Raw genomic sequence first — 10,916 nt, forward strand, 5'->3', positions numbered from 1 at the left:
TTGTATATGGCAAATACAAAACCAATCAGAATAAAATCAATTAGCGAGTTTCATCGATTACGGGGTTTGTCCAAGCCTGAACATCCGTTGATTAGCATAGTAACAAAGGACGATTTTATCGGATTGCCCAACCCAAGTGCCATGAATGCGGTGTTTGATTTTTATTTTATTGCGTTGAAACGCATGACAGGTGTAAAGTATAAATATGGACAACTACACTACGATTTTGAAGATGACGGTGTGCTGTTTTTTATGTCACCCAATCAGGTTCTCCATATGGAAATTAGTGAGGAAGAAAATTCCGGAGAATCCTCAGGATGGATGTTGCTCGTACACCCTGATTTTATTTGGAATACGCCACTTGCAAAGAGTATAAAACAGTATGATTTTTTTGATTACTCGGTAAATGAAGCGTTGCTGTTATCGGAGAAAGAAGAAGCAACGTTAAACGGAATTATAGAAAATATTAAGCAAGAGTATCGTTCCAATATTGACAAGTTTAGCCAACAAATCATCATTTCTCAGATTGAAACGTTGCTTAACTATTCCAAACGGTTTTATAACCGTCAGTTCATTACAAGAGAAAAAACCAATCATCAACTTTTAGCGCGCTTGGAAAAATTATTGATAGGCTACTTTAATAGCGAGGATCTGATTTCAAAAGGTTTGCCGACGGTTCAATACGTTGCAGATAAATTAAACGTTTCGCCAAGTTATTTAGGTAGCTTACTCAGAACGCTTACAGGACAAAACACGCAGCAACACATTCACGACAAGTTGATTGAGAGGGCTAAAGAAAGAATATCTACCACTGACCTCTCCATGAGCGAGATAGCTTACGAATTGGGTTTTGAACATTTACAATCATTCAGCAAATTTTTCAAGGCAAAAACAAGGGTTTCGCCTTTGAGGTTCAGGCAATCATTTAACTGATAATAAAAAGGACGACAAAGCTACTTGTTCATAACGTAGGTTCTGCGTAATGCAGATTAAGTGCTAATTTCAACTTCGGAGAGCTCTTTATGCCTTTCCGAGAGCGAAGGACTTAAATATTTGTTCGGTTCCAAAATCTCCTATTATAAAGTCATGCGGTCTTCCCTGAAAATATTCACGTAGCACTTCATGCGGGCCTTCTCGAAGCAAAAGAGTTTGCATTTCAATTTTCTGGTTGATTTTTATAATTTATTAATCATTTTAGGTTTCTTTACAATTGTTATCGTTTTGATTATCCGATTCACTGTAATTTTGTAAAAAAATAATATGGAAGATTTTATAAAAGGATTATTCAGAGATACCATTGAAAATAAGAATTACGATGAAAAGTTGATCGATAAATACTTCAGCGAAGATTATGTTCAGATGGTGGATGACCAAACGTTAGATTTTGACACCTTTAAAAAGCACATCCGAAAATTAAAAGACAAACTTCAACAGGTGGATGTACAATTTTCAAACATTGCTAGCAATGAAACTTCGGTTTTCACCAAACACTATGTAAATAGTATTCTCAAAAATGGAGAATCGGTAAAACATAAAGTTTTTGCAGAATTTCAGATAAAGAATGGTAAAGTTATCCAATGCGATGAATTGACATTGTTAATAGAAGGTGACAAAAGCGAAAGCAATTTAGGATCTACACTATAATATCAACAAATGATGAGAATTTTAAATAGTACAGAAAAAGACATAGGTGAAATATTTAGACTTTATAAATTAGCCACAGCGTTTCAGAAAGAGAAGTTTCCCGAAAACCAATGGCCAGAATTTGATAGAAGATTAATAGATGAAGAAGTTGCTGAAAATAGGCAATTCAAGTTAATTATTGATAACGAGATTGCCTGCATTTGGGCAATTTCATACAGCGACCCGGAAATTTGGGAGGATGACGATGGAACATCTTCTCTCTACATTCATAGAATAGCAACAAATCCGAACTTCAGAGGCCACAATTATGTAATGATGATTGTTGATTGGGCAAAAGCATTTGCAAAGGATAAAAAATATATTCGGATGGACACCTGTGGTGAAAACCAAAAACTGATTCAACATTATAAAAAATGTGGATTTAATTTTTTGGGTATAAAAAAATTGAAAAGTGCTTTGACCCTTCCCGCACATTACCAAAACGCGGATGTTTGTTACTTCGAAATAAAGTTAAACGAAGCGGGTGTTTAAAATTTGGACAAAAGAATTTTGACAGAAATGAATGAACAGGAACTAAACTTATTACATCAATACCTATTCAAGGCAGGTATAGAAAAAAAATATAAAAAAGGAACTAACATCATTCAAGAAGGTCATGTTTCCAATAGGTTCTATTTGTTAAAGAAGGGCTTAATCAGAGGATGGACTAGTAATAATGGAAAAGAAATTACATTCCAGTTTCTTTTCGAAAATCGTCTATTTTGTGCTACTGAAAGTTTTTTTTATAATACTCCTTGTTCTTACAGTATGGAGACTATTGAAAATTCAATCCTTTTGTCTATTGATTCAAAAGAAATGGATTTGTTGCAAAAGGATGAATTTTTTCTAAAATTGTTCAATAAGTATTTAATCAGTCGCCTTGCTTCATATCAGCATTTATTAATTTCACGGATCCAAGATAAACCCGAAATAAGGTATAAAAAATTGCTTGAAGAGAACCCTCAATTGCTACTACGCGTTCCTCAACATTATATCGCATCTTATTTGGGTATTACGGCTGTTTCTTTGAGCAGAATACGGAACAGAAGATAGGTTTATATATACACTATTTTCTAATTGCTTTTGTATATCTATGTCCTATATTTTGGTTGTTTTTACTGGTTGACTTAGTTCTCCATTGGAAATAACCTTTTGTTAAATGGCTTCCCTCCGACTCTACTTAGTTGGCCTTTTAGTTAATTTCTTCGGTTTAGTTTAAATGTTTGGTTTGACCGCACTAGTGTAATTAAGAGTTTTAGTTATTGCTAAAGAGTTGAATGCAAATTAGTATGGTTGATCTGATAGCTTATGGAATTTCATTAGAATCCGCATCTTTTATAAAAAATCATAATGAACCACTTACTAAACCGACACCAATGATTAAAAAAGGGCAACTCATAGACCTCACCATCTTGTCAATACGTTTTTTGTTGGCAATCATTTTTATTTCATACGGAACTGGAAAATTGTTTGGTGGACAGTTCGGAAACCTTACTGAAATGGAACTGGCCACGCCAATAAAAGATCTCAGCCTGTTTAAAGTTGCTTGGTACCTCTTTGATCATCAACCTTTCAAGATATTCATAGCTGTCTCTCAGATTGCAGCCGCCCTAATGTTACTTTACAATAGGACGATGGTTATAGGTGCTTTAATGCTTATACCCATCATCGCGAACATCTTGATTATCGATCTAACGATTATGCCTTATGGTTTTAAACTAGCTTTTGGCTTCAGATTAACCGCTTATTTATGCTACATTGGGCTTTTATTGCTTTACTACAAAAAAGACATTGTTCCGGCTTGGAGAACAATCTCAAGCATAAAGCCCTTACAGTATGCGAATCACGGAACAGTTACTTATCTTCTAGTCTTTGTACTTATCCCAATATTGGAATTAGCGCCAGCTGTCTTGAAAATGATGTATTTCGCCGCAACACACCCTCAATCTTTCTGGAATGCTATTAAATCGCTCTTTTGAAGTATATAGTTTAGAAAGTGTGAAGAAACTTTTACCTATTTCCAGTTTTTCAACGAATGGATTATACTTATGAATTATCAAAATATCTTTTCAGAATCGTTTGAAACTTTTAAAGTGTTTGAAAATCTGACGGTTGAAAGTTAACAAAATGATCAATGGAATGCCGCAAACGATCTGGCAAATCCTAAATCATTTAGCTATTTGGCAGGCGCATCAGATAACACTGCTGAAAGGAGATAAATCAGGTAACACAGGATTTAATGAAGTTATCAATATTTCACAAATATTAGAGAAAATATATATATCTAGAATCAAGGCCTGCATTTATTACTAATAATTTTAGTAATTTAGCCAAAATAAAAATACATGAAAAAGCCATATAAAATCAGGAAAATGTCGTTCATCTGCAAGAATGGCCGCATAATAGAGCATAACGTACACATGACCAATGCATACCAATATAGAGATATTGCCAACACGGTGTGCAAAGAGAACCAATCAAGAGGCAATTATATCTGGGAACAGGACAAACCAAGCCCTAAATATACGGTTGAAGACTTTTATCTGGTGCACGCAAGTCTATTCAATGAGATTTTAGCCCCCTTTTGCATGGAAGTGGAACCGCCAAAACGATGATTGATTTGGCGGCAGGCAACCAGCTGACGCTACATTTCCTCTATAAAATAAGCTCCAAATGGCAGAGGAGAGACCGAAAAATTCCTTTTATATGCAATGTTATTATATTGCATATAAAAGGAATTTTATCTAAGTTTGGTTCCTTCCATCTTTCTGAGCTATCAAGCAAAATCGAACACGTTTTTACAGTGCCAATACAATTTTACCAAGTAGAGGTCTCTCTCGTTTCGCATCCTCTATTCTTTGGTGAGCATTTTTTACTTCTTCAATTGGATAGACACTATCTATGACCGGCTTCACATGCCCGGTTTCAATCAATTTGGTAATATGATGGAGTTCATCTCTGCTTTGTCGCGTGAAAACGAAATGATAGGTAGCATTTTTTTCCCAGGCATGGATTAGGTTTTGGGGCTGAGCAATATCAACCAGTGTTACAACTCTACCGTAATTAGCCAGAGCAAGGGGGCTGTCTGAAAGTGTGCTACCCCCAACGGTATCAATAATAACATCCACACCTTTGCCCTTGGTATGAGCCTGTATCTCTTCAATGATGTTTTTTCTATGATGGTCAATAACTACATCGGCTCCAAGATGTTGCAGTTGCTCATGTAAAAGGCTTTGTCCTGTTGTGTACACAAAAGCTCCCAGTGATTTAGCAATCTGTATTGCCAATGTTCCAACACCACCCGCGCCTCCGAGGATGAGAATAGTATCTCCCTTTTTTAAATTAGCCCGCGCCACAAGCATTTCCCATACCGTTCCTCCAATAAGGGGGACAGCAGCAGCTTCCTCGAAGCTAAGATTAGAGGGCATCTTGGATAGTGAGGTTTCGTCTGTAAGGTGGTACTCAGCGTAACTACCCTGGCCGCCAAAGCGCGGAGAATAATAGACTTTATCACCTGGCCGCCATTTTTTCACTGTTTCACCCACGGCAATAACTTCGCCTGAAATGTCGTGCCCAGTTATAATTGGTAGATCAAACGTCGAGGCGTAATCTCCTCGTCTTACCTGGTAGTCGAGTGGATTCACTGAGGTAGCCCTTACCTTCACGAGCACCTGGGAGGGATCTGTTATGTAAGGAGTATTCACTTCCGTTAACTGGAGGACATCAGGCCCTCCGTAATTGTTGATTAAAATTGCTTTCATGATTAGATATTTCGCTTAATTCCGAAATTATAAATTAAAAAAATTAGAATGCTTTCTTGATTAATTTGTTTAGGGTCTCAATTGCCCCTTCATTACGTTTAAAGTATGTCCACTGGCCAACGCGGGTAGCTTCTAACAGTCCGCATTTTTGTAAAATGCTCAGGTAGTCTGATGTGGTAGATGCAGATAGACCGGCCTTTGTCTTAATGTCGCTTACACAAACACCAAGATTAGGATCATAGTCCTTCAATTCATCAGCTGGAAAGTGAAGGTGAGGCTGCTTGAGCCAAACAAGTATGTTTATTCTGGTCTGATTACTGAGTGCCTTGAAAACCATAATTAATTCCATGATGCAAATATATCGATATTTACCGAAATTACGAAATTAAATTATACTCATCGAATTTGGTACGGCTTTGTATTTCTTATAATGATTTGTTACACTTATGCTGCTGCGCTATGGCTATATAGAGAGAGCCGGAAAATCTAATCCCGGCTCTCTTTTCCTGGCAGTTATTGAAACCAGTATATCATTGTGATAATAGGTAAACTACCTTCTTTTATTTCTCTGTGCATCCTTTGCAATTCGCGAAAAAGACTTATCCCTTTTGCGCTTTTCATGTTCGGATTTTGAAAAATACCAGGCTTCCTTACGCAACTTAAGGTAACTACGATAGATGTGCTCTTCTAAAAGGCCATTGTTTACAGCTGCTACCACAGCACAACCAGGTTCATTAACATGACTGCAGTCACCATAACGACAGGACTTTGCAAAATCGGTAACATCGAACATATCTGCCAATGCTTCAGGATTGTCCGCAGCTAACCCAAATTCTCTAACCCCTGGAGTATCTATTAATACACCACTACCATCCATCAGCACCATTTCTCTTCGTGTTGATGTATGCCGACCTTTGCCCGAAGAGCTACTTATTTCTGATGTTAACAATATCTGGCGTTCGCACAGCGCATTGATTAAAGAGCTCTTTCCCACACCTGATGAGCCCACAAGAACTATTGACTCACCTACCTTAACAAATTTTCTGAGTGGGAGTATTGTCTCAGGAGACAAAATACTGGTATAAAAAATGGTTACCTGCCGGGTAAGATGTTTCAGCGCCTCTTCTACCTGATGGTTACTAAACTCAAGGTCGGCTTTAGTTAAAATTAGAACCGGCTCAATATCCTCTTCCAATGCCTGAACCATAAAACGTTCTGTTCGTTGTGCATTGAAATTGGCATCTAGGCTCTGTACAATAAATGCCTTCTCTATATGCGTGGCAATAGCCTGTTTTTCAGATACAGCACCGGCCTTTCTTCGATACAGTGTATGTTTGCGTGGCAAAATATCAACGATTAAACCTTTATTATCATCAAAAGGTTGATAAATGATCCAGTCTCCGGTGCAAGGCAGTTCAAATGATGGCCTTCCGTAAAGCAAATTGCCGCTCAGCTCGCATAACAACAAGCCGCATGCTGTTACGACTTCATAATTGGTTTTGTTTACCGTCGAAACACGACCATGAAAAAGATGTTTGTATGGTGAAGTTTGTTTAAGCTGGAACAGGCTTTCGTTCCAACCATATAATGTTAAGTTATTCACTATTTTTAAGTTAAAGTGGTGAAATAAAATTGCTTAATTCTCTTATCTGACTAGTTTGCTCACTACAAAACCCACAGATAGTACACTACTACCCGAAAGGAAACTATAGGAACAAAACACCCAGAATTAGGCAACAATTCCCGTAGCTAAACTATAATATGTGAATACTTGTTTTTGCATAAAGGCAAAAGTACTAAAAATAAAACGTACAGCAACCTGTATATTTCGGAAAAAGTAGTGCTCATAATTTCCTTCCCATGTCGCCTAAGAAGTCGCTACTAGCAAAGGCTTCTCTCCTATCTTATTTAGTTAATCTTTTATTTTGATTTCTTCGGTATAGCTGAACTGTTTGAATTTGACAGTATTAATGTAATTAAGCGTTTTATTATTTACAGGTAATTGTGGGAAGTTTACATTAAAAGCTGACATTGTTTGTTTTAATATTCTAATTCTTTTAGTATTTTTGATTTTCAACAAATCAATAGCCATAAATTAAACAGTGTACTGTAATTGTAATAACGACTAAACCCGAGATCAATGACAAAATCAGCATCTGTTAACAATGCATCCGTTATACCTAATGAAGTCTTCAGTAAAATATATCTCATTCGAGAACAGAAAATGATGCTGAATAGCGATTTGGCAGCGTTATACGGAGTACCAACATTTAGACTTAACGAACAAGTTAAGCGTAATAGGAATAGGTCTCCTGAAGACATTATGTTCCAATTAACAGATGAAGAATGGCAATCTTTGACATCGCAAATTGCGGTATCAAAAAAAGGTAGAGGAAGAACATGCAAAAATATCTATTAATTTTTTTTACGGTTCTCATTGCTGGAATTTTCTCATCTATTGTGCTTTTAAAAGGTACCTCAGCAAGTATAGCTTCTAAAAAACAGTACGTAGCACCCAATATTATCATCATACTTGCTGACGATCTCGGCTGGGGTGATGTAGGCTATCACGGTGGTTCGATCAAAACACCCCATATAGATCGTTTATCGCGAGAGGGAATTTTACTGAACAGGTTCTATACAGCAGCGATCTGCTCGCCTACTAGAGCAGGGCTATTGACAGGACGCTATCCCGATCGTTACGGCTTAAGAAGCACGGTTATTCCTCCTTGGTCACAATTTGGTGTCGATACCAGCGAAGTATTTTTACCGCAATTGCTTGCAAACGCAGGTTATAAGCACCGGGCTATTCTTGGTAAATGGCATCTTGGACACGCCTCTCGGCAATACCATCCCCTTAGCAGGGGATTTACCCATTTTTACGGTCACCTCAACGGCGCAATTGATTATTTCACGCACGAACGGGAAGGCGAGCTGGATTGGCATCATGACCTTGAGCCAAGTCATGATAAAGGATACGCAACAGACCTAATTGCTAAAGAAGCCATCAAGAACATTACCACATATAGCAGTGAATCACCCTTTTTCTTATATATCGCGTTTAATGCCCCTCATAGTCCTTTGCAAGCCAAAAAAGAAGATTTATTACGATATGGCTATGACAAAAATAAACCAGGATTTAAACAAGCTTCTGGAAACGGCAACCAAGGGAGGGGAAACACTAAAAGACAAACGTATGAAGCCATGGTTAGCAATCTGGACAACAATATTGGTCGTATTTTACAAACCCTTGAAGATTTAAAAATAGCGCATAATACGATTGTTTTATTTGCCAGTGATAATGGTGCTGCTCCTGGGGAGGGTGGTTCAAGTGGTGTATTAAGAGGCACAAAGTTCACCGAATGGGAAGGTGGTGTACGTGCTCCTGCTATCATCAAATGGCCAGATGGTTTCAAGGGTGGCTACGCTAGTAATCAGGTCATGGGATTTATTGATATCCTGCCAACAATGTTAGCGGCAGCAGGCGCCAACGTTACACATAAAAAACCTTTGGATGGTATAAACGTACTTCCCGTCTTAAAAGACAGTAACCAACAAATCGATCGGAACTTTTTTTTAGGCGCGGGCGCGATCGTCAACCGGGATTGGAAATTGGTTGAAGCATCTGATGAAAACCCGAGGATGAAATTGACGAAAGACCAGTTTTTCCATATCGAAAAAGATTCAATCGAAGCAAATGATGTGAGCACAGAGGCAGCGATGCAATACAACAAGCTCAAACACGCCCTTCGTCCATATAAAGCCATTAAGGCCGATAAAACGGTGCCTGCATATGAGCAGGGCAGAAAGGGTTTTATTGCACCAAGAAATTGGCAGTTAAAAGACTAAGTCAATCTTTTATAGCTTTTGCTTCTAAAATATACTCATTTATTAAAGCAACAACTGAAAATACCGTAAAAATTTGAACAAGGTTTCGATAGCCGTAGTTTTAGTGTAATCCCCATCATCGCGGACATCTTGATTGTCGGCTATGCTATTCAATTGTTAATAATAGATATCTATAGACGAAATAAATTGACAGATTTTATTGCTTGTTTATTTTGGTAAAACATTTTCTGTGTAAGGTGAAGGGCTGTTCGTGTAAAAGGTTTATACTTTGAGAATTCTTTTATTATTTTAGGTTGTCACGTCTAGGTTATATTCGCATTTGATTACCAAGTATTATATACATGTATTATTAATTATAAATTTACAACAATCCTTAAAACAATTATCATGAAGAATTTTTCTACCAAATTATTTGTAGCTATTTTATTTTTACTAGTCTGTTTTACGAGAAATAGCTTTGCCCAAGGTGGTGGCACTTTCTATCTAGGATATGGTGTTGCAACGGCTAATTCAATAGAGGACGTCATTACGGATATTGTCATAACAACTGCTACGGGAGGGGCATATAAGGTGGCCGATTCTAAATATTCAGGTGCAATTTTCGGAGGATATAGAGCATATATAACTAAAAAGCTGGAGTTTGGTGGAACGTTTGTTTATGAAAATTCCAGCAAAGATCTTTTAAGCGAATCCACTAAGGCAGGCAGTGTATCGACTAACACTTATGCGGTGTTAGCCGAACTCAAATATAATTACATTAATCATGAAAATTTTAGATTACATTCAGGCCTTGGTGCTGGCGTTGCGCACGCTCGGAGTTCTACTCAAGACGATGTAATCATAGAAAAGGATAAAACTACCGATTTTGCCTATCAGGTTGATGCTATTGGCATTAGCTATGGCCATCCATTTAGCATCTCTCTAAACCTTGGTTACGGCTATAAAGGCATTGCTAATCTCGTGTTGGCTTATAGGCTGGGCCGGCTCTAAATCTCAAAAGTTTGAAGATTACTGTTATGAAAACATACTACGCTTTAATTCACGAGGGTTATTTTAGACAAAGTCTTTCGATAAGTTCTGCCTGAGTGGGATATATCTCAAGTAGCTTTTCTTTTTCTCCAAGCTCGAACTCCGAGAATTCAAATCCAGGAGCAACCACGCAGCTTGAAAGAGAAAAACCAAGGCGGGATGGAATTTCTGCAGCAAACCACGTTCCGGCTTCTATGACTACAGATAGTGATCCGGTTTCATTAATGGAAAGTTCCTTCCATTCATATTGACCATCTGGCTTGAGTATATGTATATGAAGGGGGGAGCCTACATGAAAATACCATATTTCATCCGATTGAAGTTTATGAAAACTGGAAAAATCGGCATTTTGCAGCAGGTAGTGGATTGACGTACATGAATTTTTTAGTTGACTTTCTCCCTCTCGTGTTACCTGCTGCTCAGAGCGGAATACTTCATTGTAATACCCTCCTTCTGGATGCGGTTTTAATCTTAAATGCTTTATCCAGTAATCTGCTTGCGTTGAATTCATGCTCATTTTGTTTTTAGTAATATGCTGATGTAAAAATACTTTTTTCGACGGTTTTATTTAAGTCTAGCATAAAAAGCATTCGT

The 10,916-nt window shown here is 37.6% G+C and carries 13 protein-coding genes; 9 read left to right on the forward strand and 4 right to left on the reverse strand.

Features of this window, described 5'->3' with window-relative positions:
- Positions 1–6: 6 nt before the first annotated feature.
- The 6 genes from BMY50_RS05760 to BMY50_RS05790 all read left to right on the forward strand — a co-directional run bounded on the left by BMY50_RS05760 (position 7) and on the right by BMY50_RS05790 (position 4,298).
- Positions 7–933: a helix-turn-helix domain-containing protein gene (locus BMY50_RS05760; protein ID WP_093320045.1), complete on the forward strand. Its 927-nt coding sequence runs from the start codon at positions 7–9 to the stop codon at positions 931–933.
- Between the two features lie 327 nt (positions 934–1,260).
- On the forward strand, positions 1,261–1,644 hold the full coding sequence (locus BMY50_RS05765) for a hypothetical protein (protein ID WP_093320050.1): 384 nt from the start codon (positions 1,261–1,263) through the stop codon (positions 1,642–1,644).
- 9 nt (positions 1,645–1,653) lie between these two features.
- Positions 1,654–2,175: a GNAT family N-acetyltransferase gene (locus BMY50_RS05770; protein ID WP_202907748.1), complete on the forward strand. Its 522-nt coding sequence runs from the start codon at positions 1,654–1,656 to the stop codon at positions 2,173–2,175.
- A gap of 3 nt (positions 2,176–2,178) precedes the next feature.
- The gene (locus BMY50_RS05775; RefSeq protein ID WP_202907749.1) at positions 2,179–2,736 is read left to right on the forward strand and encodes a Crp/Fnr family transcriptional regulator; all 558 of its coding nucleotides are present in this window, start codon (positions 2,179–2,181) and stop codon (positions 2,734–2,736) included.
- Between the two features lie 323 nt (positions 2,737–3,059).
- A complete protein-coding gene (locus BMY50_RS05780) occupies positions 3,060–3,662 on the forward strand; it encodes a DoxX family membrane protein (protein ID WP_093323624.1) in 603 nt (200 codons plus the stop codon).
- A gap of 366 nt (positions 3,663–4,028) precedes the next feature.
- Positions 4,029–4,298: a protein kinase family protein gene (locus BMY50_RS05790; protein ID WP_093320067.1), complete on the forward strand. Its 270-nt coding sequence runs from the start codon at positions 4,029–4,031 to the stop codon at positions 4,296–4,298.
- Between the two features lie 183 nt (positions 4,299–4,481).
- Here the strand turns inward: BMY50_RS05790 and BMY50_RS05795 are convergent, their stop codons facing one another.
- The 3 genes from BMY50_RS05795 to rsgA form a co-directional block, all read right to left on the reverse strand.
- Positions 4,482–5,444 carry a zinc-binding dehydrogenase gene (locus tag BMY50_RS05795; protein ID WP_093320072.1) on the reverse strand — a complete coding sequence of 321 codons (963 nt, stop codon included), beginning with the start codon at positions 5,442–5,444 and terminating at the stop codon, positions 4,482–4,484.
- Positions 5,445–5,487: 43 nt separating this feature from the next.
- A complete protein-coding gene (locus tag BMY50_RS05800; protein ID WP_093320076.1) occupies positions 5,488–5,793 on the reverse strand; it encodes an ArsR/SmtB family transcription factor in 306 nt (101 codons plus the stop codon).
- Positions 5,794–5,994: 201 nt separating this feature from the next.
- The gene (gene rsgA, locus BMY50_RS05805; protein ID WP_093320081.1) at positions 5,995–7,047 is read right to left on the reverse strand and encodes a ribosome small subunit-dependent GTPase A; all 1,053 of its coding nucleotides are present in this window, start codon (positions 7,045–7,047) and stop codon (positions 5,995–5,997) included.
- Between the two features lie 537 nt (positions 7,048–7,584).
- Here rsgA and BMY50_RS05815 point away from each other — a divergent pair.
- The 3 genes from BMY50_RS05815 to BMY50_RS05825 all read left to right on the forward strand — a co-directional run bounded on the left by BMY50_RS05815 (position 7,585) and on the right by BMY50_RS05825 (position 10,283).
- Positions 7,585–7,863, forward strand: a complete 279-nt coding sequence (locus tag BMY50_RS05815; protein ID WP_093320092.1) for an ORF6N domain-containing protein — start codon at positions 7,585–7,587, stop codon at positions 7,861–7,863.
- Entirely contained in the window at positions 7,845–9,293 is a 1,449-nt protein-coding gene (locus tag BMY50_RS05820) for an arylsulfatase B (protein ID WP_093320097.1), read from the forward strand. Before BMY50_RS05815 ends, BMY50_RS05820 begins: the two co-directional genes overlap by 19 nt.
- A 387-nt stretch (positions 9,294–9,680) precedes the next feature.
- Positions 9,681–10,283: an outer membrane beta-barrel protein gene (locus BMY50_RS05825; protein ID WP_093320100.1), complete on the forward strand. Its 603-nt coding sequence runs from the start codon at positions 9,681–9,683 to the stop codon at positions 10,281–10,283.
- Between the two features lie 58 nt (positions 10,284–10,341).
- On the opposite strand, the gene BMY50_RS05830 is transcribed toward BMY50_RS05825, so the two are convergent.
- The gene (locus tag BMY50_RS05830; protein WP_093320103.1) at positions 10,342–10,839 is read right to left on the reverse strand and encodes a cupin domain-containing protein; all 498 of its coding nucleotides are present in this window, start codon (positions 10,837–10,839) and stop codon (positions 10,342–10,344) included.
- Positions 10,840–10,916 lie beyond the last annotated feature (77 nt).

The organism is Olivibacter domesticus, from assembly GCF_900109575.1.
In the GTDB taxonomy this organism is placed as follows: domain Bacteria; phylum Bacteroidota; class Bacteroidia; order Sphingobacteriales; family Sphingobacteriaceae; genus Olivibacter; species Olivibacter domesticus.

Coding starts and splice junctions, on each gene's coding strand:
- BMY50_RS05760 (WP_093320045.1), top strand. CDS start 7: ATGGCAAATACAAAACCAATCAGAATAAAATCAATTAGCGAGTTTCAT.
- BMY50_RS05765 (WP_093320050.1), top strand. CDS start 1,261: ATGGAAGATTTTATAAAAGGATTATTCAGAGATACCATTGAAAATAAG.
- BMY50_RS05770 (WP_202907748.1), top strand. CDS start 1,654: ATGATGAGAATTTTAAATAGTACAGAAAAAGACATAGGTGAAATATTT.
- BMY50_RS05780 (WP_093323624.1), top strand. CDS start 3,060: ATGATTAAAAAAGGGCAACTCATAGACCTCACCATCTTGTCAATACGT.
- BMY50_RS05790 (WP_093320067.1), top strand. CDS start 4,029: ATGAAAAAGCCATATAAAATCAGGAAAATGTCGTTCATCTGCAAGAAT.
- BMY50_RS05795 (WP_093320072.1), bottom strand. CDS start 5,444: ATGAAAGCAATTTTAATCAACAATTACGGAGGGCCTGATGTCCTCCAG.
- BMY50_RS05800 (WP_093320076.1), bottom strand. CDS start 5,793: ATGGAATTAATTATGGTTTTCAAGGCACTCAGTAATCAGACCAGAATA.
- BMY50_RS05815 (WP_093320092.1), top strand. CDS start 7,585: ATGACAAAATCAGCATCTGTTAACAATGCATCCGTTATACCTAATGAA.
- BMY50_RS05820 (WP_093320097.1), top strand. CDS start 7,845: ATGCAAAAATATCTATTAATTTTTTTTACGGTTCTCATTGCTGGAATT.
- BMY50_RS05825 (WP_093320100.1), top strand. CDS start 9,681: ATGAAGAATTTTTCTACCAAATTATTTGTAGCTATTTTATTTTTACTA.
- BMY50_RS05830 (WP_093320103.1), bottom strand. CDS start 10,839: ATGAGCATGAATTCAACGCAAGCAGATTACTGGATAAAGCATTTAAGA.